General features: G+C 71.8%; 24 protein-coding genes and 1 pseudogene. 13 read left to right on the plus strand and 12 right to left on the minus strand.

Going from position 1 to position 26,373, the window contains the following annotated elements; all coding sequences use genetic code 11:
* The first annotated feature begins 4 nt into the window (after positions 1-4).
* The 9 genes from ACFYQQ_RS03130 to ACFYQQ_RS03170 all read left to right on the plus strand — a co-directional run bounded on the left by ACFYQQ_RS03130 (position 5) and on the right by ACFYQQ_RS03170 (position 7,570).
* On the plus strand, positions 5-184 hold the full coding sequence (locus ACFYQQ_RS03130) for a hypothetical protein (RefSeq protein ID WP_355780405.1): 180 nt from the start codon (positions 5-7) through the stop codon (positions 182-184).
* On the plus strand, positions 181-891 hold the full coding sequence (locus tag ACFYQQ_RS03135; protein ID WP_355780402.1) for a phosphoadenylyl-sulfate reductase: 711 nt from the start codon (positions 181-183) through the stop codon (positions 889-891). The genes ACFYQQ_RS03130 and ACFYQQ_RS03135 overlap by 4 nt, the downstream gene beginning before the upstream one ends.
* Positions 888-1,469, plus strand: coding sequence for an adenylyl-sulfate kinase (gene cysC, locus ACFYQQ_RS03140; protein ID WP_355780399.1), 582 nt, complete (start codon positions 888-890; stop codon positions 1,467-1,469). The genes ACFYQQ_RS03135 and cysC overlap by 4 nt, the downstream gene beginning before the upstream one ends.
* A complete protein-coding gene (gene cysD / locus ACFYQQ_RS03145) occupies positions 1,466-2,401 on the plus strand; it encodes a sulfate adenylyltransferase subunit CysD (RefSeq protein ID WP_355780396.1) in 936 nt (311 codons plus the stop codon). Before cysC ends, cysD begins: the two co-directional genes overlap by 4 nt.
* Before the next feature lie 2 nt (positions 2,402-2,403).
* Positions 2,404-3,759: a GTP-binding protein gene (locus tag ACFYQQ_RS03150; protein WP_355780393.1), complete on the plus strand. Its 1,356-nt coding sequence runs from the start codon at positions 2,404-2,406 to the stop codon at positions 3,757-3,759.
* A gap of 229 nt (positions 3,760-3,988) precedes the next feature.
* Complete coding sequence (locus tag ACFYQQ_RS03155) at positions 3,989-5,098, plus strand: aliphatic sulfonate ABC transporter substrate-binding protein (RefSeq protein WP_355780390.1); 1,110 nt, start codon at positions 3,989-3,991, stop codon at positions 5,096-5,098.
* A 41-nt stretch (positions 5,099-5,139) separates the two neighbouring features.
* Positions 5,140-5,928, plus strand: coding sequence for an ABC transporter ATP-binding protein (locus ACFYQQ_RS03160; protein WP_355780387.1), 789 nt, complete (start codon positions 5,140-5,142; stop codon positions 5,926-5,928).
* Positions 5,915-6,817, plus strand: coding sequence for an ABC transporter permease (locus tag ACFYQQ_RS03165; RefSeq protein WP_355780384.1), 903 nt, complete (start codon positions 5,915-5,917; stop codon positions 6,815-6,817). Before ACFYQQ_RS03160 ends, ACFYQQ_RS03165 begins: the two co-directional genes overlap by 14 nt.
* Before the next feature lie 6 nt (positions 6,818-6,823).
* On the plus strand, positions 6,824-7,570 hold the full coding sequence (locus tag ACFYQQ_RS03170; protein ID WP_388903131.1) for a sirohydrochlorin chelatase: 747 nt from the start codon (positions 6,824-6,826) through the stop codon (positions 7,568-7,570).
* Positions 7,571-8,081: 511 nt separating this feature from the next.
* On the opposite strand, the gene ACFYQQ_RS03175 is transcribed toward ACFYQQ_RS03170, so the two are convergent.
* Both ACFYQQ_RS03175 and ACFYQQ_RS03180 read right to left on the minus strand, forming a co-directional pair.
* Positions 8,082-8,681 (minus strand): TIGR03086 family metal-binding protein, encoded by a 600-nt coding sequence (locus ACFYQQ_RS03175; protein WP_355792542.1) that lies wholly within the window; start codon positions 8,679-8,681, stop codon positions 8,082-8,084.
* Between the two features lie 54 nt (positions 8,682-8,735).
* Positions 8,736-9,777, minus strand: a pseudogene (locus ACFYQQ_RS03180) (ketopantoate reductase family protein).
* Positions 9,778-9,883: 106 nt separating this feature from the next.
* Between ACFYQQ_RS03180 and ACFYQQ_RS03185 the strand changes: the two are divergent.
* Positions 9,884-10,738 carry a transglutaminase-like domain-containing protein gene (locus tag ACFYQQ_RS03185; RefSeq protein ID WP_355794782.1) on the plus strand — a complete coding sequence of 285 codons (855 nt, stop codon included), beginning with the start codon at positions 9,884-9,886 and terminating at the stop codon, positions 10,736-10,738.
* Between the two features lie 28 nt (positions 10,739-10,766).
* Here ACFYQQ_RS03185 and ACFYQQ_RS03190 read toward each other — a convergent pair whose 3' ends face one another.
* Positions 10,767-11,312, minus strand: coding sequence for a DUF1697 domain-containing protein (locus tag ACFYQQ_RS03190; protein WP_355794780.1), 546 nt, complete (start codon positions 11,310-11,312; stop codon positions 10,767-10,769).
* 302 nt (positions 11,313-11,614) lie between these two features.
* On the opposite strand from ACFYQQ_RS03190, the gene ACFYQQ_RS03195 reads away from it, so the two are divergent.
* Complete coding sequence (locus tag ACFYQQ_RS03195; RefSeq protein ID WP_388903136.1) at positions 11,615-13,897, plus strand: MMPL family transporter; 2,283 nt, start codon at positions 11,615-11,617, stop codon at positions 13,895-13,897.
* 61 nt (positions 13,898-13,958) lie between these two features.
* Here the strand turns inward: ACFYQQ_RS03195 and ACFYQQ_RS03200 are convergent, their stop codons facing one another.
* The 4 genes from ACFYQQ_RS03200 to ACFYQQ_RS03215 form a co-directional block, all read right to left on the minus strand.
* Positions 13,959-15,044 (minus strand): CDP-alcohol phosphatidyltransferase family protein, encoded by a 1,086-nt coding sequence (locus ACFYQQ_RS03200; RefSeq protein ID WP_356175894.1) that lies wholly within the window; start codon positions 15,042-15,044, stop codon positions 13,959-13,961.
* 399 nt (positions 15,045-15,443) lie between these two features.
* On the minus strand, positions 15,444-16,730 hold the full coding sequence (locus ACFYQQ_RS03205; protein WP_355790007.1) for a sugar ABC transporter substrate-binding protein: 1,287 nt from the start codon (positions 16,728-16,730) through the stop codon (positions 15,444-15,446).
* Positions 16,730-17,563 carry a carbohydrate ABC transporter permease gene (locus ACFYQQ_RS03210; protein ID WP_355790013.1) on the minus strand — a complete coding sequence of 278 codons (834 nt, stop codon included), beginning with the start codon at positions 17,561-17,563 and terminating at the stop codon, positions 16,730-16,732. Before ACFYQQ_RS03210 ends, ACFYQQ_RS03205 begins: the two co-directional genes overlap by 1 nt.
* Before the next feature lie 32 nt (positions 17,564-17,595).
* Positions 17,596-18,531: a sugar ABC transporter permease gene (locus ACFYQQ_RS03215; RefSeq protein WP_355790004.1), complete on the minus strand. Its 936-nt coding sequence runs from the start codon at positions 18,529-18,531 to the stop codon at positions 17,596-17,598.
* 267 nt (positions 18,532-18,798) lie between these two features.
* On the opposite strand from ACFYQQ_RS03215, the gene ACFYQQ_RS03220 reads away from it, so the two are divergent.
* Entirely contained in the window at positions 18,799-19,662 is an 864-nt protein-coding gene (locus ACFYQQ_RS03220; RefSeq protein ID WP_388903141.1) for a phosphotransferase enzyme family protein, read from the plus strand.
* 24 nt (positions 19,663-19,686) lie between these two features.
* Here ACFYQQ_RS03220 and ACFYQQ_RS03225 read toward each other — a convergent pair whose 3' ends face one another.
* A complete protein-coding gene (locus ACFYQQ_RS03225; RefSeq protein WP_388903144.1) occupies positions 19,687-20,589 on the minus strand; it encodes a LysR family transcriptional regulator in 903 nt (300 codons plus the stop codon).
* Between the two features lie 80 nt (positions 20,590-20,669).
* Between ACFYQQ_RS03225 and ACFYQQ_RS03230 the strand changes: the two genes are divergently transcribed.
* Positions 20,670-21,647: a DMT family transporter gene (locus ACFYQQ_RS03230; RefSeq protein WP_355788599.1), complete on the plus strand. Its 978-nt coding sequence runs from the start codon at positions 20,670-20,672 to the stop codon at positions 21,645-21,647.
* Positions 21,648-21,895: 248 nt separating this feature from the next.
* Here ACFYQQ_RS03230 and ACFYQQ_RS03235 read toward each other — a convergent pair whose 3' ends face one another.
* From ACFYQQ_RS03235 to ACFYQQ_RS03250, 4 genes are all read right to left on the minus strand, one after another.
* Complete coding sequence (locus ACFYQQ_RS03235) at positions 21,896-22,615, minus strand: 3'-5' exonuclease (protein ID WP_355788602.1); 720 nt, start codon at positions 22,613-22,615, stop codon at positions 21,896-21,898.
* 164 nt (positions 22,616-22,779) lie between these two features.
* A complete protein-coding gene (locus ACFYQQ_RS03240) occupies positions 22,780-24,018 on the minus strand; it encodes an SAV2148 family HEPN domain-containing protein (protein ID WP_355788605.1) in 1,239 nt (412 codons plus the stop codon).
* Between the two features lie 102 nt (positions 24,019-24,120).
* Positions 24,121-25,437 carry a copper amine oxidase gene (locus tag ACFYQQ_RS03245; RefSeq protein WP_356175909.1) on the minus strand — a complete coding sequence of 439 codons (1,317 nt, stop codon included), beginning with the start codon at positions 25,435-25,437 and terminating at the stop codon, positions 24,121-24,123.
* Positions 25,438-25,552: 115 nt separating this feature from the next.
* A complete protein-coding gene (locus ACFYQQ_RS03250) occupies positions 25,553-26,362 on the minus strand; it encodes a Tat pathway signal sequence domain protein (protein WP_356175911.1) in 810 nt (269 codons plus the stop codon).
* Between the last annotated feature and the right edge of the window lie 11 nt (positions 26,363-26,373).

Here is a 26,373-nt window from a genome sequence, read left to right on the forward strand (position 1 = left end):
GCGCATGAGCGAGCGTGCGGCGCCCTTCTACTGCCCCTACTGCGGTGACGAGGACCTGCGGCCCGGCGAGCAAGGCCACGGGGCGTGGGAATGCGGGGCCTGCAATCGAGCCTTCCAGCTGAAGTTCCTCGGGCTGCTGTCCCGGGGCTTCCAGCACAACGACGTTGGAGGGGACGGGATATGACGACGCTTCAGGACGATCGCACGGCCGAGGACCTCAAGAGCCTCGCCGAGCGGGCGGGACGCGACCTGGAGGACGCGTCCGCGCTGGACATCCTCCGGTGGGCCGCGGACACCTTCGGCACGAAGTTCTGCGTGACCTCCTCCATGGAGGACGCCGTGGTAGCGCACCTCGCCTCCCGCGCCCGCCCCGGGGTCGACGTCGTGTTCCTCGACACCGGCTACCACTTCCCCGAGACCATCGGCACCCGGGACGCGGTCGAGGCCGTGATGGACGTCAACGTCATCACGCTCACCCCGCGGCAGACGGTCGCCGAACAGGACGCCGAGTACGGCCCGAAGCTGCACGACCGCGACCCGGACCTGTGCTGCAAGCTGCGCAAGGTGCAGCCGCTTGAGCAGGGCCTGGCGGCGTACGACGCGTGGGCGACCGGACTGCGCCGCGACGAGTCCCCGACCCGCGCGGACACCCCGGTCGTCGGCTGGGACGAGAAGCGCCGCAAGGTCAAGGTCTCGCCGATCGCCCGCTGGACACAGGACGACGTGGACGCCTACGTCGCCGAGCACGGAGTCCTCACCAACCCCCTGCTGACGGACGGCTACCCGTCCGTGGGCTGCGCGCCCTGCACCCGCCGGGTGCTGGAGGGCGAGGACGCGCGCGCCGGCCGCTGGGCGGGCCGCAACAAGACCGAGTGCGGGCTGCACGGATGACCACGACCACGCCCGACTCCCGGGAAACGCAGGAGAAGCAAGTGACGACCGGAGCCACCGTCTGGCTCACGGGTCTGCCGAGTGCCGGCAAGACCACCATCGCGAACGAGCTGGCCGTGCGTCTTCGCACGGAGGGACACCGCGTCGAGGTCCTCGACGGCGACGAGATCCGCGAGTTCCTCTCGTCGGGCCTCGGCTTCTCGCGCGAGGACCGCGACACGAACGTGCGGCGCATCGGCTTCCTGGCCGACCTGCTCGCCCGCAACGGCGTCAAGGCGCTGGTGCCGGTGATCGCGCCGTTCGCCGACAGCCGCGAGGCGGTCCGCGAGCGCCACCGGGCGAGCGGCGCCCCGTACCTGGAGGTGCACGTGGCGACCCCGGTCGAGGTGTGCTCCGTACGCGACGTGAAGGGGCTGTACGCCAAGCAGGCGGCGGGCGAGATATCCGGGCTCACCGGGGTCGACGACCCCTACGAGGAGCCCGCCTCGCCCGACCTGCGCATCGAGTCCCACACCCAGACCGTGCAGGAGTCCGCGGCGGCGCTGTACTCGCTGCTCACCGAAAGGGGTCTCGCATGACGACCGCAGCCACTGTCTCCGAGGAGACGGACAGCCCGTACGCGCTGTCGCACCTGGACGCGCTGGAGTCCGAGGCCGTCCACATCTTCCGCGAGGTGGCGGGTGAGTTCGAGCGGCCGGTGATCCTCTTCTCCGGCGGCAAGGACTCCATCGTCATGCTGCACCTGGCCCTGAAGGCCTTCGCCCCCGCGCCCGTGCCGTTCTCCCTCCTGCACGTGGACACCGGCCACAACTTCCCCGAGGTGCTGGACTACCGCGACCGCACCGTGGCCCGCCACGGCCTGCGCCTGCACGTCGCCTCCGTGCAGGACTACATCGACGCGGGCAAGCTCCGTGAGCGGCCCGACGGCACCCGCAACCCGCTGCAGACCGTCCCGCTCACCGAGAAGATCCAGGCCGAGCGCTTCGACGCCGTCTTCGGCGGCGGACGCCGCGACGAGGAGAAGGCCCGCGCCAAGGAGCGCGTCTTCTCCCTGCGCGACGAGTTCTCCCAGTGGGACCCGAGGCGCCAGCGCCCCGAACTGTGGCAGCTCTACAACGGCCGCCACGCGCCCGGCGAGCACGTCCGCGTCTTCCCCCTCAGCAACTGGACCGAGCTCGACGTCTGGCAGTACATCGCCCGCGAGGGCATCGAACTGCCCGGCATCTACTTCGCCCACGAGCGCGAGGTGTTCCAGCGGGCCGGCATGTGGCTGACCCCCGGCGAGTGGGGCGGGCCCAAGGAAGGCGAGACGGTCGAGAAGCGCCTCGTGCGCTACCGCACCGTCGGCGACATGTCCTGCACCGGTGCCGTCGACTCCGACGCCACCGACCTGGACGCCGTCATCGCCGAGATCGCCGCCTCCCGGCTCACCGAACGCGGCGCCACCCGAGCCGACGACAAGATGTCCGAGGCCGCCATGGAAGACCGCAAGCGCGAGGGGTACTTCTAGAGATGTCCAGCACCACCGAGCCCGCCCAGCCGCTGTCGGTCGAGCAGTTGTCGGCGACGACCCTGCTGCGCTTCGCCACCGCCGGTTCCGTCGACGACGGCAAGTCCACCCTGGTCGGGCGCCTGCTGCACGACTCCAAGTCGGTCCTCACCGACCAGCTCGAAGCCGTCGAGCGGGTCTCCGCGAGCCGCGGCCAGGACACCCCCGACCTCGCCCTGCTCACCGACGGCCTGCGCGCCGAGCGCGAGCAGGGCATCACGATCGACGTCGCCTACCGTTACTTCGCCACGGCCCGCCGCCGCTTCATCCTCGCGGACACCCCGGGCCACGTGCAGTACACCCGCAACATGGTCACCGGCGCCTCCACCGCCGACCTCGCCGTCGTCCTCGTCGACGCCCGCAACGGCGTCATCGAGCAGACCCGCCGGCACGCCGCCGTCGCCGCGCTGCTGCGCGTGCCCCACGTGGTCCTCGCCGTGAACAAGATGGACCTGGTCGCGTACCGGGAGTCCGTCTTCGCCGCGATCGCCGAGGAGTTCACGGCATACGCGTCCGAGCTGGGCGTCCCCGAGATCACCGCGATCCCGATCTCGGCGCTCGCCGGGGACAACGTGGTGGAACCGTCGGCGAACATGGACTGGTACGGCGGCCCCACGGTCCTGGAGCACCTGGAGACCGTGCCGGTCACCCACGACCTGGCGCACTGCCACGCCCGGCTGCCCGTGCAGTACGTGATCCGGCCGCAGACCGCCGAGCACCCCGACTACCGGGGCTACGCGGGGCAGATCGCGGCCGGCACCTTCCGCGTCGGCGAGAGCGTGACCGTGCTGCCGTCGGGCCGCACGACGCGGCTCGCCGGGATCGACGTGCTGGGCACGCCGGTCGACGTCGCCTGGACCCCGCAGTCGGTGACCCTCCTGCTGGAGGACGACATCGACATCTCGCGCGGCGACCTGATCGTGCCGAGCAAGGACGCGCCGCCGACCACCCAGGACGTCGAGGCGACCGTCTGCCACGTCGCCGACGAACCGCTCACCGTCGGCCACCGCGTGCTGCTCAAGCACGGCACCCGCACGGTCAAGGCGATCGTCAAGGACATCCCGTCGCGGCTGACGCTGGACGACCTCTCGCTGCACCCGCACCCGGGCCGACTGGTCGCCAACGACATCGGCCGCGTCAAGATCCGTACCGCTGAGCCGCTGCCGCTGGACTCGTACGCCGACTCGCGCCGCACCGGTTCCTTCATCCTGATCGACCCCGCCGACGGCACCACCCTCACCGCGGGCATGGTCGGCGAGTCCTTCGCCGCGCCCGAGCCGGTCAGGGACGAGACGGACGACGACGGGTGGGACTTCTGACATGACGTCCACCGATTTCTTCTCCACGTTCGCGAAGGAGGGCGGCCGCGTCGGCAGCGGCGCCCTCGGCAGCGGGCAGGGCGGGGTCGCGCGATGTGCGCGATGACGTACGCGCACTGCCTGCGCGCCCCGTCCCCCCACCTGCCGTCCCAGCTGAGACGAAGACCTGCCGACCTCCCGGCCACGACCTGAGAACGTGACCGCCGGGCCAACGAGAGGAACACCTCCCGTGCCTGCCAACCGCTCCACCGTCCTGCGACGCACCTTCGCGGCCGTCGCCGCCCTTCCGCTCCTGACCCTGGCCGCCTGCGGTTACGGCTCGGACTCCGACGACAAGGACACCGCGAAGGTCGCCGCCGGCGCCGAGAAGATCGAGGGTCTCGACACCGTCAAGATCGGCTACTTCGGCAACCTGACCCACGCCACCGCGCTGGTGGGCCGTCAGCAGGGCCTCTTCCAGAAGGAACTGGGCGCCACGAAGGCCGAGTACGCCACCTTCAACGCGGGCCCGTCCGAGATCGAGGCGCTGAACTCCGGCTCGATCGACATCGGCTGGATCGGCCCCTCCCCGGCGATCAACGGCTACAGCAAGTCCGACGGCAAGAGCCTGCGCATCATCGGCGGTTCGGCCTCCGGCGGCGTGAAGCTCGTGGTGAACCCGAAGAAGATCAAGTCCCTGAAGGACGTCAAGGGCAAGAAGATCGCCACCCCGCAGCTGGGCAACACCCAGGACGTGGCGTTCCTCAACTGGATCGCGGAGCAGGGCTGGAAGGTCGACGCGGAGAGCGGCAAGGGCGACGTCTCCGTGATCCGCACGGACAACAAGATCACTCCGGACGCCTACAAGTCCGGCTCCATCGACGGCGCCTGGGTGCCGGAGCCGACGGCGTCCAAGCTGGTCGCCGAGGGCGGCAAGGTGCTGCTCGACGAGGCCGACCTGTGGCCCGACAAGAAGTTCGTGATCACGAACATCATCGTGTCGCAGAAGTTCCTCAAGGCGCACCCGAAGGTGGTCGAGGCCGTCCTGACGGGCGCGGTGAAGACCAACAAGTGGATCGGCGCCAACCCGGACGAGGCGAAGAAGGCGGCGAACGCCCGGCTCAAGGAGGACTCCGGCAAGGAGCTCCCGGCCGACGTCCTCGACCCGGCGTGGAAGTCCATCCAGATCACCAACGACCCGCTGGCGGCCACCCTCGACACCGAGGCGGCCCACGCGGTCAAGGCCGGTCTGCTGGAGGCGCCCGACCTCAAGGGCATCTACGACCTCACGCTGCTGAACAAGGTCCTGAAGGCGGAGGGCGAGAGCACCGTCGACGACGCCGGTCTCGGCGTCAAGTAGATCCGCATCCGACACTGATCAGTTCCCAGGAGGTGACGACCATGGCAACCGCTCTCGTCAAGGCCGCCGACGCCGGTACGTCGGTGGAGCAGGCCGTGCGGATCGAGCACGTCTCGAAGTCCTTCGCAGGACCCGCCGGACAGCAGCTCGTCCTCGACGACATCTCGCTCGATGTCGCACCGGGCGAGTTCGTCACCCTCCTGGGGGCCTCGGGCTGCGGCAAGTCCACTCTGCTCAACCTGGTGGCGGGGCTCGACGCCCCGTCCGCCGGCAGCATCACGACGGCGGGGCGGCCCGCCCTGATGTTCCAGGAGCACGCGCTGTTCCCCTGGCTGACCGCCGGCAAGAACATCGAACTCGCCCTGAAACTCAGGGGGATCGCGAAGGCCGACCGCCGCGGCAGGGCGGAGGAGCTGCTGGAGCTCGTCCGGCTGAAGGGCGCGTACGGCAAGCGGGTGCACGAGCTGTCCGGCGGCATGCGGCAGCGTGTCGCGCTGGCCCGCGCGCTCGCCCAGGACAGCCCGCTGCTGCTGATGGACGAGCCGTTCGCCGCGCTCGACGCCATCACGCGGGACGTGCTGCACGACGAACTGACCCGCATCTGGAGCGAGACGAACGTCTCCGTGCTGTTCGTGACGCACAACGTGCGCGAGGCCGTCCGGCTCGCCGAGCGGGTCGTCCTGCTGTCCTCCCGCCCGGGGCGCGTCGCGCACGAATGGACGGTCGGCATTCCGCAGCCGCGCCGCATCGAGGACTCCGCCGTGGCGGAGCTGTCCGTCGAGATCACCGAACAACTGCGTGGGGAGATCCGCCGCCATGGCCAGCACTGAGACCAAGGCCGGCCCGGACGCCGGGAACCACGGCGACCTCGCCGGACTGGAAGCGGGCCTCGACGCACTGGAGACGGTCCAGACCGGGCGTACGCCCCTGCGGCAGACCCTCGTGCAGAAGGTGCTGCCGCCGCTCATCGCCATCGCGCTGGTGCTGGTGGTGTGGCAGGCGCTCATCTCGTTCAAGGTCGTCGACGACCCGACCAAGCTGCCCTCGCCCGGCGACGTGTGGGCCGAGGTCGAGGACGCCTGGCTCGAGGGCAAGCTGCTCGGCTACATCTGGACGAGCGTCTCGCGGGGCCTGCTCGGCTTCCTGATGGCGCTGGCCATCGGCACTCCGCTGGGCCTGCTGGTGGCGCGCGTGCGGTTCGTGCGCGCGGCCATCGGCCCGGTCCTGTCGGGCCTGCAGTCGCTGCCGTCGGTGGCGTGGGTGCCGCCCGCGGTGATCTGGCTGGGGCTGGAGCCGTCGATGATGTACGCGGTGATCCTGCTCGGCGCCGTCCCCTCCATCGCCAACGGCCTGGTGTCGGGCGTCGACCAGGTGCCCCCGCTGTACCTGCGGGCGGGACGGACCCTGGGCGCCAAGGGACTGCTGCACACCTGGCACATCGTCATGCCGGCGGCGCTGCCCGGCTACCTGGCGGGCCTGAAGCAGGGCTGGGCGTTCTCCTGGCGCTCGCTGATGGCCGCGGAGATCATCGCCTCCTCGCCCGAACTGGGCGTGGGTCTCGGCCAGTTGCTGGAGAACGGCCGCACGGTCAGCTCCATGTCCATGGTCTTCCTCGCCATCCTCCTCATCCTGATCGTCGGTATCGCCATCGACCTGCTGATCTTCAGTCCGCTGGAGCGGTGGGTGCTGCGCAGCCGCGGTCTCCTCGTGAAGAGCTGATCCACCATGCCCGTAGCCGCCCGCCCCGTCCTGCTGGTCGTCGCCCACGGCAGCCGTGATCCACGGCATGCCGCGACGGTGCACGCCCTGGTGCGGCGGCTGCGGGCGGCGCGGCCCGGGCTGCGGGTGGAGACGGGCTTCCTCGACTTCACCGTCCCGTCCGTCCACGGGGTGCTGGAGTCCCTGGCGGCGGAGGGCGTACGGGACGTGGTGGCGCTGCCGCTGCTGCTGACCCGCGCCTTCCACGCCAAGGCGGACATCCCGGCGGTGCTGCGGGACGCGCCGGCCCGGCTGCGCATCCGCCAGGCCGAGGTGCTCGGCCCGTCGCCGCTGCTGACGCGGGCGCTCGAACGGCGGCTGTACGAGGCGGGCCTCGGGCCCGCCGACAAGTCCTCGACCGGGGTCGTCCTGGCCTCGGCGGGGTCGACGGACCCGGAGGCGATCGCAGTGATCGCTGACATCGCGCGGGAGTGGCGGCGCACCGGTTGGTGCGCTGTGCGGCCTGCGTTCGCCTCCGCGTCCCTTCCGCGCACGCAGGACGCCGTGCGCGAACTGCGGGCGCTCGGGTGCGCCCGGGTGGCGGTGGCGCCGTACGTCCTCGCCCCCGGCTTCCTGCCCGACCGGATCGCGCGGGGCGCCGCCGAGGCGGACGTCCTGGCCGAGGTGCTCGGCACGGCGCCGGAGGTGGTACGGGTCCTGCTGGACAGGTACGACGAGGCACGGCGCCCGGCCCTGGCGGCGCTCGGCGCGTAGCCCCGCGACGGCGCGCGCCGCGGGGCTCCGGGCGGTTACGGCGTGGACCCGGCCTAGGGCCTGTCGTTTGGATCAGGTCGGCCGTGACAGACGGTTCGTCCCGGCCGACCCGAGCGGGGTCTGGTGCGTGCAGCTGCAAGGCGGAGGAGGGAGTCGAAGCGGAGCTTCGGCGACCGACGACGACGCCGCAGATGTGCGTGTCAGACCCCGCGACACCGGCCTGATCCAAACGACAGGCCCTAAGTCGTATCCACGAAGTCCCGTCTGTTCCGCGACGCCTGGCACGCACTCTCGCCGCACCGGGCGAAGCCCCGAGTACGTCCAGTACGAGGGACTCCGCCCGGCACTCCCCCAGCCTCCGGCCGGGGGGATCCCCAGAGCACGCACCAGACGCCGCGGAACCCGCCCTCCGGGCGGACGACGGGACTTCGCGGACACGACCTGGCGCCCTCCCCCACGCAGGCGCACTCGCCGGATGCCGCGGGCTCACAGTCGGGTCACGCCGGCGGTCTCAGCCGTCGGTCACGCCCTGTCGCGGGTCCCGCCCGCTCGCGGCCAGCGCGCGGTCGAAGACGGGTGCGCCGTCGGGCACGGCGACCGGGTCGGCGAAGCCGTCGTAGCGGCGGTAGAGCTCGCCGTGCTTCTCGACCACGTCCAGGACGAGTCGGGCCGCGCCCTCCGAGACGTGGAACTCCTGGCCCGTGGAGACGGCCACGTCCCAGCCGTGGACCGCCATCTCCTTCACGATCATCTGCGCCACGTCGGCGGCCGGCATCGACGCCGAACCGAGGTCGACCTCCCCCTCCCACACCGCGGGGTCGTCCCAGGCGGCCACGGCGCGGTCGAGTTGCCCGGCGTACGCCTCGGCCCAGCCGGGGTCCGCCGTGAAGTCGCGGCCGGTCAGCTCGTCGGGCAGCGGCGTGCGCAACGCCCGGTGCTCCAGCCCGTGCGAGGTGTAGAGCACCCAGTGGTTCACCAGGGTGCGGACGTCCCAGCCGGCGCAGTGGGTGGGCCGGTCGAGCGGTGCCGTCGCGGCGCCGCGGGCCACCCGGGCGGCCTCGGTGGCGCACTCCCTCATGTACGGATGCGTGTTCTTGTGTGCGTCGGTCATGCGCCCCACGCTAGGAGCCGCGCCCGTGCCGCTTCTTGAAGAAACGCGACAGCCTCAGACGCCGTACGGGGACGGCTCGCCGCCCGCGGCGAGGACCGCCTGCTCGGCCAGGCGCACGAGTTCCGGCACCGGCATCGACCCCGGCTCCCTGCGTTCGCGCGCGAAGGTGTTCGCGAGCCGCTGGAGCAGGTCGTTCAGCGGGGTCGGCACCCCGTGCAGCCGGCCCAGGAGGGCGATCTCGCCGTTCAGGTAGTCCGCCTCGACGGTGCCGGTGCCACGGCTGAGGGACTGCCAGGAGGAGCCGCCGCCACGCGGTGCGTCGGCGAGGGGCCGCAGGCTGATCTTGTCGGCGCGTGCAGCGCGCTGTTCCTCGTCCCCCCCTGTACGCGATGCCCGCCGCCGCGAGGACCGCCTCCCCCTCGGCGCGCACCCGGCCCCGGAGTTCCTGGGCCGCCTCGCCGGTGATCTCCCCGGTCAGCGCCTCGACGGCGTTGGCGAGGTTGGCGAGCAGCTTGGCGTACTGCCAGCGCGTCACGTCCGGCACGACCGGCACCTCGAACCGGCTCCGCTCCAGGTCGGCGGCGATCCGGTGGGCGGTGTCGTCCGTGCCGTGCGGGTAGCGGCCGAGGTGCAGGATGCCGGTGAGCGGGGCGCCGGCTGCGGAGACGGCGCCCGGCTCCAGGAAGGTGGCGGGCAGCCAGACGCAGACGCCGTACACCCGCCGGAACGTGCGCAGCGCCTGCCGCTGGCCCTCGACGCCGTTCTGGGCGCACACCAGCGGCAGCCGTTCGGCGGCCGTCCCGCCGCCCGCCACGGGTGCCGGGCCCCACGCGCGGAGGGCCGCCGGCCCGTCCTGCGTCTTGACGGCGAGGACCAGCACGTCGTCCGCGCGCAACTCGCCGAGGGTGCCGGGGCCGTCGGCCACCGGCAGCCGGTGGACGTAGGTCCCGTCCGGCGTGGTGAGCCGCAGTCCGTCCGCGCGCAGTGCCTCGTGATGGGCGCCCCGCGCGACCAGCACCACGTCGTGTCCCGCTCCGGCCAGCCGCCCGCCGACGGCTCCGCCGACCGCTCCCGCCCCGATGATGATGTAGCGCATGGGACGAGCCTCGCACGGGGTGAGCGTCCGCCGCGCCGACCGCGGCAGGAAGCGGTCACGGACCGGGGCTCGACCTTGCCCCTGGGGCAGGCCCGATGGTCCCGGCATGGACCCCTACCTGACGCAGAGCGTCTACAGCGATCCCGGCGACCTCGACCTCTCAGCGCTGCCTCACGACGCCGCCCAACTTGCGCTCTCGGTACGCAATGTGATGATCCATCGGGGAGAGGGCGAGCTCTTCGGTCATGCCGTCGACGGATCGCGGCTGCGCGAGGACGCGGAGTCCCGGCGGGTGGCGACCATGCTGCGTCTCCTGCGGGAGCGCTCGGACCTGCCGCTCACCGAACGGCGGGAGCCCGCCGAGCGGTTCGTCGGGACCTGCCGCGACTTCTCGCTGCTGCTGTGTTCGCTGCTCCGGGCGACCGGGACCCCGGCCCGGGCCCGCTGCGGCTTCGCCGACTACTTCACCGCCGGCTGGTACGAGGACCACTGGGTCACCGAGTACCGCCTGCCGGACGGCGGTTGGCGTCTGGTGGACGCGCAGATCGCGTACGGCCCCTACGACGTGTCCTTCGATCCGCTGGACGTACCGCGGGACCGGTTCGTCGTGGCCGGGCGGGCCTGGCGGGAGTGCCGGGCCGGACGGGCGGATCCCCGCTCCTTCGGCCTCAGCTGGGCCGAGGGCCTGAGGGGCCTGTGGTTCGTCCGCGGCAACGTGCTCCGCGACCTGGCGGCGCTGAACGGCGTCGAGGTGCTGCCGTGGGACTGCTGGGGCCCGGAGATCCTCGACGACGCGGCCCTCACGGAGAGCGAACTCTCGTCGGTGGACACCGTCGCCGCCGCCGAGACGGACGAGGAGGCGCGACGGCTGTACCGGGACCCGCGCCTCGCCGTCCCGGACGAGGTCGTCTCGTACACCGCCTACAAGGGGGTACGGAAGGTCCGGCTGCCAGGCCCCTGACGGCACGCTCACAGGGGCCGCGGGGCGGTCAGGCCCGGGTGAGCTCCTCCAGCTTGACGACGGTGTTCCAGTTCCGGGTGGTGGCCGTCAGGCCCTTCAGCAGGCGGGGCTTCGACAGGGCGTCCGCGAGCTTCGAGCGGCCGAGGCCGTCGGGCGCGTACAGGTACAGGGCCCGGTCGCCGAGGCGGAACTCCTCGGGCAGGAAGGCCCCCGGATCGACGGCGGCGAAACGCTCGGCGCCCACGGGCTCGGAGAAGTACGTGACGTGCAGCTGCTTGCCCTCCAGTTCGGCGGCGGGGAACGGGCAGGCCTCGCGCACCGCCGCGAGGTAGGCGTGGTCGCGTACCAGCACGCCGACGGGGAACCCGAAGTGCTCCTCGACGGCCCCCTCCAGCTCGGTGGCGAGGGACCGCTCGTCGCCGTGGTCGCTGCCGAACACGGCGTTGCCGCTCTGCAGGTAGGTGGCGACCTCGGTGTACCCGAGCCGCTGCATCAGGGTGCGCAGCTCGGCCATCGGCACCTTCTTGCTGCCGCCCACGTTGATCCCGCGCAGCAGCGCCGCATACATCGTCATCCGCACACCTTAGAGCGGTGGCCGGTGCGCACGGGGGTGACGCGGCGGCCGGCTACGGGGGCCGCCGGCGGGCGGTCCCGGGCTCGCGCGGAGGCGCACCCTGATCCACATCCCCGACAACTTCCTTTACGTGTAAGGGGCTTACATCATCCCCAGTGCGGAGGGGCCGGGGGTCATGGGGAGGACCCGGGCCCGGGGCGGGTCACCGGGAAGCACGACGAGACTCGCTTATCCGGCCCATACCTTCGTAGTGCGAGGTGGCGGCAGGGGGTTGTCACCGCGGACGAGGGGGCTAGCCCGTCATGGGGAACGGAGACACGAGAGTGCGGGGCATCGCCGCCAGAGCGGGCGGCTGGAGCGCCCGGCACCGATGGGCGGCCGTCGGGATCTGGGTGCTGTTCGTGGTCCTGGCCATGGGGCTCGGCTCGGCCGCGGGCCGCGTCGACGTCAAGGACAGCGAGCAGCTCAAGGGTGAGACCAGCACCGCCGCGCACATCATCGAGGACGCGGGCATCGAGGAGCCGGCCGGCGAGAGCGTCCTGGTCCAGGCGAAGGACGCGGGCACCAAGGCGACCGACGCCGGATTCCGCAGCGCCGTCGCCGCCGTCGTCGAGGCGGTCGAGGGGACGGGCCGGGTCTCCGACGTGACCTCGCCGTACGAGACCAAGACCCTCTCCAAGGACGGCCGCAGCGCGCTCGTGCAGTTCGACGTGCGAGGCGACTCGGACACCGCGGGCGAGCGCATCGAGCCGGTGCTGAAGGCCGTCGAGGGGGTGCAGAAGGAGCACTCGGAGCTGCGGATCGAGGAGATCGGCGGCGCCAGCATGATGAAGACGTTCGACGACGCGTTCGGCGACGACTTCAAGAAGGCCGAGCTGTCCGCCGTGCCCGTGGCGCTCGGCATCCTGCTCATCGCGTTCGGCGCGCTGGTGGCCGCGCTGCTGCCGGTGGCGCTCGCGGTGACCGCGATCATGGCGACCATGGGCCTGATGGGCATCGTCAGCCATGTGATGCCGATGAGCGACACCGCCAACTCCGTGATGCTGCTCGTGGGACTCGCGGTCGGCGTCGACTACTGCCTGTTCTACCTGCGGCGTGAACGCGAGGAGCGCGAGGCGGGCCGGGACGCGCAGACCGCGCTGCGGATCGCCGCCGCGACCAGCGGCCGAGCGATCATCGTCTCCGGTGTCACGGTGTGCGTCGCCATGGCCGGCATGCTCTTCACGGGGTTGGCCGAGTTCGAGGCGATGGGCCTGGCCTCGCTGATGGTCGTGGCGGTCGCCATGGTCGGTTCCGTGACGGTGCTGCCCGCGCTGCTCTCGCTCCTCGGCGAGCGGGTGGAGAAGGGCCGTCTGCCGTTCCTGCACCGGGACAAGCGGCGCCGGAAGAACCAGCAGGCGCCGGCGCGTCCGGGCCGGGGCGAGAGCCGCTTCTGGAGTGCCGTGCTGCGGGTCGTGCTCGCCAAGCCGGGCATCTCACTCGTCGTCGCGGCGGGCGCGCTGCTGGCGATCGCCGCACCGGCGCTCGGTATGAAGACCGAACAGCTCACGCTGGACAAGGAGTTCGGGGACTCGCTGCCCATCGTGGCGACCTACAACCGGGTCAACGAGGCGTTCCCCGGCGGCACGGAGCCCGCCGAGGTGATCGTCAAGGCGCGGGACATCAACTCCCCCGAGGTCAAGTCCGCGCTGGCCGACTTCCGTAGCAAGGCGATCAGTTCGGGCGCCACCCGCGGCCCGGTCGACATCAAGGTGCACGACGCGCAGAACGTCGCCTTCGTGTACGTCCCGCTGGTCGGCGGTTCCGACCAGGAGAAGGCGGGCCGGAGCCTGGACCTGCTGCGCGACGGAGTGCGGCCCGCCACGTTGGGCAAGGTGGACGGGGTCGAGGCGCCGATCACCGGACAGGTCGCCGGTTCGCGGGACTTCAACGACCAGCTGGTCGGCTCGGTGGTCCCGGTCTTCGCGTTCGTCGTGGTGTTCGCCTTCCTGCTGATGCTCCTGTCGTTCCGCTCGCTGACCGTCGCCATCACCTCGATCGTCCTCAACCTGCTGTCGGTGGGCGCCGCCTACGGCATCCTGGTCGGGGTCTTCCAGCACGGCTGGGGCGCCTCGCTGGTCGGCGCGGAGGGCGTGGGCGCCATCATCACCTGGCTGCCGCTGTTCCTCTTCGTGATCCTGTTCGGGCTCTCCATGGACTACCACGTGTTCGTGGTCTCGCGGATCCGGGAGGCGCGGCTGCGGGGGCTGGAGACCAAGGAGGCCATCCGGCACGGTGTGGTCACCACCGCCGGTGTCGTCACCAGCGCCGCCGTCATCATGGTCGCCGTCTTCGCGATCTTCGGCACGCTGTCCATGCAGTCGATGAAGCAGATGGGCGTGGGCCTGGCGGCCGCCGTCCTGATCGACGCGACGATCATCCGCGGGGTGCTGCTCCCGGCGGTGATGGCGCTGCTCGGGGAGCGCAACTGGTACTTCCCGAAGTGGCTGCACCGGCTGCCCGACCTCACGCACGACGAGGCTCCGGAGCAGGTCTCCGGGCCGCCGCAGCCGCCGGCGGTCGAGGGCGAGCGGGTCGGCGTCTGACCGCTCACGAGAGGGACGTACGTGGCCGGGGCGCACGCGCCCCGGCCACGTCGTCGTACGGTCAGGCGGCCGCCGCGACGTCCTCGCGCTCGAAGGAGTCGATGGTGCGGGTGAAGTCGCGGGTCGACAGCAACAGCTTGTAGATGATGGCGAGTTCGAAGACGAGGAGCAGGGCCCCGGAGACGATCGTCGCCTCGATCACGGAGTCGAGGAGCGGTCCGAGGATGAACACCCCCATCTGGAACTCGATGCCGCTGATCAGGTGGGTGCGGATGCGGTGGCGCAGCAGGAAGGACCGGGCGCGCAGGTACGACGGGAAGCGGTGCCGGAACTCCTGGTGCAGGTCGATGACCCGGGCCGACGGCTGCGCGGCCGAACCGCCCGAGCCGTCGCCGGCGGTCTCCTCGTCCCCGGCCTCACGCGCCGTCGCCGCAGCGTTCACGGGGAGCGGACCGCCCACGGGAGCCGGACCGTCCGCGGCGGCCGTGTCGGCACCGGTCGCGCCACCGGCGGACGCCGACGCCGCGCGGAGGTCCTGCTCGATGTCCGCCTCGGGGTTGTCGCGCAGCAGGTCCTCCATGAAGGCCAGCTCCGCCTGGTTCTCCGCGCGACGCGCCGCCCGCAGGCGGGCCTTGATCTGCTTGCGCATCGAGTGCCGGATCTTGAAGATCTCCAGCGAGTTGATGTAACGCAGTGTGTCCAGGCCGACGACCGCGAGGGCCAGCCAGATGTACACGGTCTCGCCGGTGCGCTGGTACTGGCCCGCCATCAGCGCCACCGCGCACACCATCACGCGGATGCGGTCGAAGACGAAGTCGAGCCAGGCCCCGAAGACCGAGCCCTGGCCGGTGAGCCGGGCGACCTTGCCGTCCATGCAGTCGAGGATGAAGCTCAGGTGGTAGAGAAAGGCACCGGCCACGAGCCAGCGCCAGTCGCCGAGGGCGAAGAACACGGACGACGCGAGGCCCAGCAGGAAGGCGCCCCAGGTGATCTGGTTGGGCGTGATCCGGGTGCGCAGCGCGACCTGTCTCACCAGGGGTGTGGCGACCGGGTCGACGAGCAGCACGGTCCACCACGCGTCGCGCTTCTTCTCCGTGATGCGTCGGACCTCGGGCAGGGGCGGTATGTCTCGTCGTGGGGATCGCATGGGTCAACTTCCTGGCGTTCGACTGGAATTCATCTCACGCTAGGTAGCCGTTGTCCCAAGGAACAAGATCCGGCCCGTGCAACCTTCCCAGGGGGGTAACGGTCTCCCTTTCCGGACAAGTCCGTGGCTTCTCCAGGCAGTGCCCGCGTTATCCGAGCGTTACCGAATGACCTGTCCGTTACCCAACGTGCGCCAGGACTTCACCGTTGCCGTGCAACCGTGACGCATGGGGTGGACGAGGTACCTGGACGGTGACGCTCCGGCCCATACGGGGTGCTTATACGGGACGAACCGGTGCGCCCGATCCGCACTGCCGCTCCGAAAAATTCTGCCGCTCAGGGCCGGCCGTGACGTCTCGCGGGGCCTGTGCGGCCCGCATCCCGGGCTCGACGACTGAGGTCACCGCTGGTAGCGCGCGAGCACCAGGTTCCCGTCCGTCTCCAGCCGCTCGCGCAGCTCCGCCAGAGTGATCGCCCCGCTGTAATACTCCTGGAAGGCGGGGGTGGCCACCTTGTCCTTCCACTCGGGATAGCCCCGGACGGACTGGGCGGGCGCGGAACGCAGGTGCGCCGCCAGCGCGGTGCCCGTCGCCCAGTCGTGCTTCCCGGTGTGCAGGGCCGGGTCCCGGAGCGCCTCGGTGCCGGTGGGGAGCATCCAGTCGCCGAGCGCGAGCCTGACCATGTTCGCGGGCCGGAGCAGGTAGGCGACGAACTCGGCGGCCGCCTTCTTGTGCGGGCTGTCCTCGGCCACGGACAGGGTCTGCGGGCTGACGCCCTGGGTGAGGCCGTCGGCGCCCGCGGGGGCGGGCAGCACCTGCCAGTCGAAGCCCTTCGGTGCCTGCTGGACGAGCTGCTGCCGGTAGGAGAAGCCGAGCGGCACCATCGCGTACCGGCCGCCGAAGAACCCGGGCAGCGTGTCCGAACCGCCCATGCCGAGCGTCGTGCCCGAGGCGCTGCCGTCCGTGTTCACCCCGTCGTGGACGATCCGCGGCACCACCGCGTCGGCCGCCTCGAACCGCACCTCCACCCGGCCGTCCGCATCCCGGTGGAACAGCCGCCCGCCGGCCGACAGCGAGAGGTTGAGGGTCGCCGAGACCGGCTCCTTCAGCGGCCAGGCGACACCGTACCGGCCCTTGCCGGTCAGCCGTTTCGCGACGGACCTGAACTCTTCCCAGCTCCAGGGGTCGTCCGGGGTCGGCACCCGCACCCCCGACTCGCGCAGGAGAGCGGCATTGGCGACCAGCACGCGCGGCTCCTGGAGGAAGGGCACCCCGTAGATTCCGCCGCCGAACGTCACCGACTCCCAACTGCGCCGCGGGATGTCGGACTTGAGGCGCTCGGGGAGGAGGTCCCGCAGATCGGCGAGGTAGCCGCCGTACGCGAAGTCCGCGAGGTCGTCGGAGGCGTCGTGGATGACGTCCGGCGCCTCACCGCCCTCGAAGGAGGTGAGGAGCTGGTCGTGGACGCTGTCCCAACTGCCCTGGACGTACTCGACCTTGACGTCCCGGTGGGTGGCGTTCCACTCCTTGACCAGTTCCTTGTTGGCCGTGACGGACTCCTCCTGCCAGGCCAGGGACTGGAAGCGCAGGACGACCGGTCCCCCGCCGTCAGTCCCGCCGTCGCCCGAGCAGCCGGCCAGCAGCAGCACGGACACCGCGAGGAACAGAACCCACCGACTGCGCCGCATCAGCTCTTCACCGCCCCGGCGAGCATGCCGCCCGTGATCCGTTTCTGGATGATCGCGAAGATGACCAGGGACGGCAGCGTCGCGAGGAACGCCGCCGCCGCCAGCGGGCCGAGGTCCGCGACCCCCTCGGCCCCGATGAAGTGCGTGAGGACCACCGGCAGCGTCTGCTTCTCCGGGGTCTTGAGCAGCACGAGCGCGAAGAAGAACTCGTTCCACGCGCTGATGAACGCGAACAGCGCCGTCGCCACGATGCCGGGCGCCAGCAGCGGCGCCGTGATCGACACCAGCGTCCGCGCCCGGCCCGCCCCGTCCACCGCCGCGGCCTCCTCCAGCTCGGCGGGCACCGCGCGTACGTAACCCACCAGCATCCACAGGGCGAACGGCAGTGCCCACACCACGTAGACCATGACCAGCCCGGGCACCGAGTCGATCATCCGCAGGTTCTTCAGCACCAGGAACAGCGGGATGATCACCAGCACGAACGGGAACGCCTGGCTGACGACCACCCACCCGGTGGCCGCCTTGGACAGGGCGGTGCGGTGCCGCGCCATGACGTACGCCATCGGGGTCGCGATCACCACGGCGATCAGGGCCGCCGCGAGCGCCGCGACCAGGGAGTTGAGGGCCGCGTGCAGCAGCGGCTGCTCGTCGAACGCCTGCCGGAAGTTGGCGAGGGTCGGGTCCTTCGGGATCCACGTCGGGTGCAGACTGCCCAGCTCGCGCGGCGGTTTGAAGGCCGTGGAGACCAGCCAGAGGAACGGGAAGGCGAGGAAGACGAGGTACGCCAGCAGCGCGGCGTACTGCCCGGCCCGGCCCGCTCTGCCGGTCCGCAGGCCCGACGCGCCCCTGCCGTCACGCGGCGCGCTCACCGGTCGTCACCTCCCCGCAGCCGGCCCGCCAGGTGGAACGCGAGAATCACCGAGATCACCGCGACCATCACGCATCCCATCGCCGCCGCATACCCGAACTGCCCGTACCGGAACGCCTCTTCGTACGCGAACAGCATCGGCAGCCGCGTACGCCCGCCCGGCCCTCCGTTGGTGAGCACGTAGACCAGGGCGAAGGAGTTGAAGTTCCAGATGAAGTTGAGCGCGGTGATGGCGAGGGCCACCGGTCTGAGGGCGGGCCAGGTGACCGTCAGGAAGCGCCGCCAAGCGCCCGCGCCGTCCATCGCCGCCGCCTCGTGCAGTTCGCGCGGGGTGTTCTGCAGCCCGGCGAGCAGGGCGACGGTGGTCTGCGGCATTCCGGCCCAGACGCCGACGACGATCACCGCGGGCAGCGCCGTGCCGAGGCCCGAGAGCCAGTCCCGGCCCTCGCCGAGGCCCAGGTCGCGCAGGGTCTCGTTGAGGATGCCCGCGTCCGGGTTGTAGACCAGCCGCCACATGATGCCGACGACCACCTCCGGCATCGCCCACGGGACGATCGCCAGCGCCCGGGCCAGCCAGCGCAGCCGCAGCTCCTGGTTCAGCAGCAGCGCCAGTCCGAGGGCCAGCAGGAACTGCGGAACGGTCACGCCGACCGCCCACAGCAGGCCGATCCGGAACGAGTCCCAGAACAGCGTGTCGTGCAGCAGATCCCGGAAGTTCAGCGCGCCGATCCACCGCGTGGGCGCCGTCCGGCCCGACTGGGAGTCGGTGAACGCCAGCGCGACGCCGTAGAGCAGGGGTCCGACGCTCAGCACGAGGATCGGGATCAGCGCGGGCAGCACCAGGAACCAGGCGCCGAGACCGGCGGGCCGGGGAGTCCCGGCGCTCTCGCCCGCACGCTTGCCTGACCGCCTCGTCGCGGTCGCCTGTGTCACGGATTCGGCTCCTTCGGGCGGCTCGTACGGATCTCGGTCTCGTCGTCGCGGCGCCGTCCGTCCAGGGACAGGGCCTCGTCATGGTCCTGACACCCTGACGTGGCGTCAAGGCCGGGCGTCAGCCCTTGTGACCGCTGCGACCAGTACCGATGCGACACTGACGGACGGATGGCCGGAACTCGCCGCCGGACAGGGATCCACGGCGGGCGCGAGCCGGGAACAGGGCGTGGCCGGGACGCCGTACACGCGGGAACACGGAGGCGGACGATGGACGAGGCACGGGCGCGGGACGTGCTGGCCGCGGCGGGTGTGCTGCCCGGGGCCGCGGGGGACGCACGGCTTCTCGCACTGGGCGAGAACGCGGTGTTCGCCGCCGGTGACCTGGTGGTCAAGGTGGGGCGCGACACGGAACTCCTCGGCCGGGCACGGCGGGAGCTGGACATCGCGGCCTGGCTCGCCGAGGTGGACGTCCCGGCGGTGCGCGCGGCCTCGCCGGAAGCGCTGCTGGTGGACGGCTGCCCGGTGACCGTCTGGCACCGGCTCCCCGATCCCGTACGTCCCGCGGAGCCCGCGGACCTGGCCGCGCTGCTGCGCACGGTGCACGCGCTGCCCGCCCCGCCCTTCGTGCTGCCGCCCCGGGAACTGCTGGGCGGGGTGGAGCGCTGGCTGCGGCTGGCCGGCGACGCGATCGACCCCGCGGACGCGGCGTACCTGCGCGAACGCCGCGACGGTTTCGCGGCGGCGGCCGCCGCCCTCACCCCGCACCTGCCGCGGGGCCCGATCCACGGCGACGCCCTGCCGCGCAACGTCCACGTCGGACCGGACGGTCCCGTCCTCGTCGACCTGGAGACCTTCTCCGCCGACCTGCGCGAGCACGACCTGGTGGTGATGGCACTCTCCCGTGACCGCTACGGGCTGCCCGCCGAGGCGTACGACTCCTTCACGCGGACGTACGGCTGGGACGTACGGGCGTGGGACGGCTGCGCTGTGCTGCGCGGGGCGCGGGAGACGGCCAGCTGCGCGTGGGTGGCCCAGCACGCGCCGGTCGATCCGAAGGCGCTGGCCGAGTTCGAGCGGCGGGTGGCGTCCCTGCGGGACGGCGACGAGACCGTGCGCTGGTATCCCTTCTGACGCCCGGCCGCGGGGGCCCGGCGCTCAGGTCCGCCCCTGGATCGTCCCGGCGGCCCGGTGCAGTTCGGCGAGGACGGTGCGCACGGCGCGGCGCGCGGTGCGTTCGGGCCGGTGGAGGGCGTCGATGTGCCGCCGGGCGCGGACGCCGCTCAGCGGCTTGAGCACCAGCGCGGCGTGCGCGCGGGTGGTCCAGCGCGGCATCAGGGCGAGCCCGCCTCCGGCGGCCACAGCCTCGGCGACCACGGCGAACTCGTTGATGCGGTGGGCGAGATGGAGACGGCGGCCCGCCGCGGTGGCGATGGCGTCGATGGTCGCCATGAGCGGGAAACCGTCGTGCACGGTGATCCACGGCTGGTCGGCGACATCGCGCGGGGTAAGCCTGCGCTTGGCTGCGAGCGGGTGGTCGGCGGGCATGGCGACGTCGAGCGGTTCCCGCAGCAGGGTGCTCGCGGTCACCGTCCCCGGCCACTCGGGGGCGTGTTCGAGGCGGTGGGCGAGTACGAGGTCGTACTCCCTGGTCAGCGGCGGGAAGTCGTCCTGGGGCACGTCCTCGTCGGCGAGTGAGAGACGGGGCCCGCCGGGCGCCGCCAGTCCGCGCAGCAGCAGCGGGAAGAACGCCGAGCCCGCGCTGTGGAAGGCCGCGACCGACACCTCGCCGTCCGGCCGGTCCACGAACTCCGCGACGGTGTGCCGCGCCCGCTCCAGCGCGGTCTCCACCTCGATGGCGGCCCCGGCCAGGACCTGGCCCGCGTCCGTGAGCACCAGCCGGCGCCCCTGGCGCTCGGTGAGCGGGACGGGGATCGCCCGCTGGAGCAGCCGCAGTTGCTGGGAGATCGCCGACGGCGTCACCAGCAGGGCCTCGGCCACCGCGGTCACGCTGCCCAGTTCGCCGAGTTCCCGCAGGATCCGCAGCTGCCGTTCGTCCATGTCCTCAGTGTAGGGAAACTGAAAGGTCCTTTAAGAGGTTGGCCCTGGGCTTCATGGAGCGGGCCGGGCAGGGTGGGCGCGTGCCTGATGCCCGCCGTACCGATGCGGTACTCCTGCTGGTCGCGCTCGTCTGGGGTTCGAGTTATCTCTCCGCCCAGACGGCCACGGCCGTCCTGCCCGTCCTCGTGGTGCTGTTCGCCCGGTACGCGCTGTCCGCGCTCGCCTGTCTCGGCCTGGTCGCCGTCGACCGCCGGTCCGGGGGGTGGACCCGCGACGAGCTCCGCGTCGGCGTGCCGCTGGGGATCACCCAGGCCGCCGTCCTGGTCGTGGAGACGTACGGTGTCGCGCACACGAGCGCCGCCAACGCGGGGCTGATCATCAGCCTCACGATCGTGCTCACCCCGCTGCTGGACCGCGCCGGCCGGCGCGGCGGACTGCCGCCGTCCTTCTACGCCGCCGCCGGGGTCTGCCTGGTGGCCGTCGCCCTCCTCATGTCCGGCAACGGCTTCCACGCTCCGCGCCTCGGTGACCTGCTGATGCTCGCCGCCGCGCTGGTGCGGGCGGTGCACGTCGCCCTGGTCGGACGGCTGACCGCGCACCGGGCGATCCGGCCGCTGCGGCTGACCACCGTGCAGACCCTCGTCGGCACGGCGGTGTTCCTGGTGCCCGCCGCGAGCGGTCTGCCGGACCTCGCCCGGGTGGGCGCCGGGGGCTGGGCGCAACTGCTGTATCTCGCCCTGTTCTGCAGTGTGTTCGCCTTCCTGGCGCAGACGTGGGCCGTGCAGCGGACCTCGGCGAGCCGGGCCAGCCTGCTGCTGGGCACCGAGCCGGTCTGGGCCGCCGCGGTGGGCATCGGCCTCGCCGGTGAGCACTTCACCCCGCTGACCGGTCTAGGCGCGGCCCTGCTCATCGCGGGCACGTACTGGGGTCAGGCGGTGGAACGCGCCCACCGGGCCCACCCGGAGCCCAAGGACCACGACACACCGCGCACGTCCCCGCCGTCGGTACGGGAGACAACGGCCGGCGGCCCACCCGTCACGTCGTCCGCGCCGGGGTGACGGGGGCGGGGGGAGTGAACGCCCGCCAGACGTCGGGCCGGGTGCGGTGGATGCCCGTCAGGAAGACGGGCCGTGTGGATGCCCGCCGGGATGACGGGCCGCGCGCAATGGACGCCCGCGGAGTGACGGGCCGGGGGCCGTGGACGCCCGCCCGTATGCGGCCGGGCGCGTCAGGCGCTCGCCGAAGCGACGGACCGGGCGCGATGAACACCCGCCAGGATGACGAGCCGAGCGCGGTGGACGCCCGGTCAGACCCGTTCGTCCGCGAGGTCCCGTAGTGGCCACATGCCGTCGACCACGGCCGCCGTGTCGCCCTTGCGCCGCAGGAAGCTCTGGAAGTCCGCCGCCCACTCGGCGTACCACTCGATCTGCCGGCGGTGCAGCTCCGCCGGGCCGAGGGACGCGACCTTGGGGTGGCGGACGGCTATCGCGGAGGCGAGGCGGGCCGCGGCGAGGGCGTCCGCCAGCGCGTCGTGGGCGGAGCCGAGCGCGATGCCGTACTCCGTGCACACCGCCTCCAGATTCCGCTTGCCGCGGCGGTAGCGGTCCACGGAGCGGTCGATGGTGTACGGGTCGATGACCGGAGCCGGGTCGGTGCCCAGCCGGTCGCGCAGGGACGGCAGTCCGTGGCGCCGCAGCTCGGCGGAGAGCAGCGTCAGATCGAAGGTGGCGTTGTACGCGACGACGGGCACGCCCGTCTGCCAGTAGCCGACAAGGACGGCGGCGATGGAGTCGGCGACCTGGTCGGCGGGGCGGCCCTCGGCGGCCGCCCGTTCATTGCTGATCCCGTGCACGGCCACGGCGTCCGCCGGGATCTCGACGCCCGGGTCGGCCAGCCACTCGCGGCGTCCGACCGGCTCGCCGCCCCTGACCTCGATCACCGCCCCGGTGACGATGCGCGCCTCGCGCGGGTCCGTCCCGGTCGTCTCCAGGTCGAAGCCGATCAGCAGCTCCCGGTGCCAGCCCATGGGCGGCCCCCCTTCTTCATGGTGCGTTCCCCCAGTGGTCCCCACGATCGCATGGGCCACTGACAACGCGAGGACCGCGTTCCGCTTGTCCGGTCCGCCGGCCCGCCGGGCGCCGGCGCGAAGGCCGCTCACGGACCGGACCACCGACGGCCGGAGACCCGTTGTCAGGACACCGGACGCGAGTCCGACCAGGCGACTTCGAACTCCTCGCGATACGTGGGGAAAAGACCCTCTTCGGTGGCGTCGTCCGGTTTGACCACCCGGCCTCCGCCGCGCAGCACCAGGACCGGCGCCTCCATGCCGCGGGTCCGGCGCAGATACGACTGCACGACGGCGACACCGTCCGATCCGTCGCCGTCGACGAGGTACGCGGTGAAGCGGGGGGTCTCGTCGAAGACCTGGATCTCGAAGGCTCCCGGGTCGCGCAGCCGCGAGCGGACCCGTCGCATGTGCAGGATGTTGGTCTCGACGGTGCGGCTCAGCTCGCCCCGCTTGATGCCGAGTTCACGCTCACGGCGCTTGACCGCGCTGGAGGCGGGGTTGAGGAACAGCAGCCGCACCCGGCAGCCCGACTCGGCAAGCCGCACGAGGCGCCGCCCGGAGAAGTTCTGCACCAGCAGGTTCAGGCCGATGCCGATGGCGTCGAGGCGCCGGGCGCCGCCGAAGAGGTCCTCGGCGGGGAACTGCCGCAGCAGCCTGACCCGGTCGGAGTGCACGCCGACCACGTCCGCGTACCGGTCGCCGACCAGGTGCTCCACCGCGTCGACGGGGAGGCGGCGCGCCGACGGCACGTCGCCGCCGGCGCCGAGGATCTCCAGGAGCCGGGCCGAGGCGCGCTCGGCCTGGGCCAGCACGGCCTCCGAGAGCGCCCGGTTGCGCGAGACCACGTTCCGGGTGACTTCCAGCTCGTCCAGGGCCAGTTCGACGTCCCGGCGCTCGTCGAAGTACGGCTCGAAGCACGGCCAGTGCTGCACCATCAGCTCGCGCAGCTGCGGCAGCGTGAGGAAGCTGAGGACGTTGTCGTCGGCGGGGTCGAGCAGATAGCCCTTGCGGCGGCTCACCTCGCGTACGGCGACGGCGCGCTGCACCCATTCCTGGCCGGCCGGCCCGGCCGCGGCGACCACCCACTCGTCGCCGTGGACGGGTTCGTAGATCGGCCGCAGTACGGCGGCCACGACCGCGCGCAGCCGCTGCTCGACCAGATTCAGCCAGATGTAGGCCCGGCCGGCCCGCTGGGCGCGCGTACGCACCTCGCGCCAGGCGTCGGCGCCCCAGTCCAGTTCCGGGCCGATGGAGCCCATCTCCATCGGCCGTGCCAGGGACACCGCGCCGGGCGGGACATCTGTGGAGTTCCCCTCGTGACCCTCGTCACCAGGAGGCAACTCCAGCCCTCCCGAGCCCACCCGTGCACCGCCTTCCGCTCCCCCGAGCTCTCCCCTAGTCAACGATCAAGGAAGGGTACTCCGGGACCGGTCGGCGGTGCAGCCCGATGGACAGGTCGCTTCTCAACTGCCTTCGCGGGGACGCCCGTTCTGGTCGGCGAGGTCCGCGGGAGTGAGCGGATTCATAGCGGTGACGTCACGCGGGGCGATGGAGAAGCCCTGCCAGTGGACCGGCATGGGCTGCTGGTCCTCGTCCCGGGCGACGTGGTGGAAGCCGACATTCATCCACACGACGGGGTGGGTGAGCGTCTGTCCGTTGACCCACTTGTCGACGGACTTGCCGCCGCCGGTACCGCAGTTGCGCAGGTTGTCGCTGGCGAACTGCTCGCACTTCTTGTACTCGGTGAAGTAGACGTCGCTCTTGGTGTACGGGCGGCCCAGGTACTTGGTGCTCGCGCCGGGGACGATCTCGTACGAACGCGCGTGATTGTCCTTGTTCTTGCCCGAGTTGCTGACGACCCGCCACCAGCGCATGTTCTTGGCGTTGCCCGCGAGTTCCTTGGTGATTTTGGTGCGGGTGGTCTTGTTGGTCGGGCCCTCGTTGCCCCGCGACGGCGGGCTCACCACGGAGTCGTACTGCTCGATCTTGCTCTTGGGGGAGCCGTCCAGACCGAAGTTGAGCCGCCAGAAGACGTTGTGGCTGTGGCTCGTGGCGTACGAGGTGGCGTTCTTGCCGATCGGCCAGCCGCGGCCGTCACCGGCGTCGTAGTCACCCGGGGAGAGGCTGCCGGTGGCGCCGACGTTCATGTGGAGGGTGCCGTCGTCCTGGAAACGCCACTCGGTGATGTACTCGTACCAGCCGACCTGGTTCACCGTGTAGACGAGCAGATCCTTGCCCTGGGTCTGCCAGACCTTGCTCGGGGTGTCGCCCTGCATGCGGTAGGCGTGTCCCCGTGAACGGGTCGTGGTGCACAGGCCGTTGACGTCGGCGTGCTCCGGGTCCCAGGCGTCGGGGACCTTGACGGACTTGATGGTGCCGCCGGGGCACTCGCCGGGCGCCATGTTCATCAGGCCCTGGCCGAAGCCTGCGCCCGTGAGGTCGCTGTACTCGGCCTGCCCGTCGTCGTAGGGCACGTGGATCTGGGCGAGCTTGGCGCTGGTGAGGACCTTGATCGGCTGGGCCTCGCCCTTGGGCTGGTAGGAGATGTTCTCCAGGACCAGGCCGGCCTCGCTCTCGTAGTGCCAGCACATCCGCCAGGTGGTGCCGGTGGCGAGCTGCTGTTCGATCTTGTAGGCCTCGCTGCAGTCGGCTGCCGCGGGAGCGGCCTTGGGCTGGGCGACGGCCGGCCCCCCGGCCGTCGTCACACCGACGGCGAGCAGGCCCGCCGTGAGGCCCACCGCCGCCCGGCTGCGGGCACGGCTGATTCTGTTGACGCGCATGAAGAAGTGACTCCCTTGCGAAAGAGCACGAAAGACGGGAAGAGCCGCCGAGGCGACCGGACGGTGGTCGGCCGTCGGCCTGGCCGGGCGGCTCGGCGGCGGTCGGCCGCCCGGCTCAGCCGAGCTTGCCGACCTTGCGGGTGCTCAGGTCGATCACCAGGTCACGGCTGTCGATCCAGGGCCCGTTCCTGACCTTCGGGAAGAGCCGCACGCAGCGGTGCTCGCCGCAGTCGGCGAGCACGGCGGGCTGCGCCCCCGGTGCCGCGCGGTAGACCATGCTGTTGAGCAGCAGCTGGTCGGGCGAGGTGAGTTCCTTGCCGGTGGCGTCCTTGTAGTCGGCCTTCAGTCCCGCGCCGAGCGGGTCGGCGATGAGCAGCCGGGCCGCCTCGGCCATCTCGTCGCGGGCGATCGGCGGCTGGACACCGTGCTGCGTGCCCGTCTGCTCGACCTTCCCGGTGTCGAGGTTGACGGTCCTGGTGACGAGCGTGTCGTCCTTGTAGTCGTAGAACGTCACGTCGGCGCGGCGGGGCGCCCCCGGGTCGTCCAGCTCCTCGACCTCGGGCTCGGCGAGGTTCACACCGATGCGCTGCGGGCCGCGCTTCCCCTCGACGTTCTCGCCGGAGGAGAGCAGCTGACGGTTCAGCGCGATCTGTTCGACGCGCCGCATCTCGTCGTCGGTGAGCGGGTCGCGCCCCTTGCCCTTGTCGCCCTCCGCCGGTGCCTGCTCGACGGTGCCGGGCTGCGCCGCCCCCTGCGCCGCCGCCCCGCCCTGCTGGGCGGACGTGCCCGTCCCCTTGGTGCCGTCCGCGTCGTCGGCCCCCGCCGAGCCCGGCAGGGTGACCGCGACCATCGCCGCCGTACCGGCCACCGCGACGGCCGCACCCGCCACCACCTTGCCCAGATGGCGGCGCACTATCTTGCGCACATTTTCCCCCT

It is taken from the genome of Streptomyces sp. NPDC005496 (assembly GCF_042872045.1).
GTDB lineage: Bacteria > Actinomycetota > Actinomycetes > Streptomycetales > Streptomycetaceae > Streptomyces.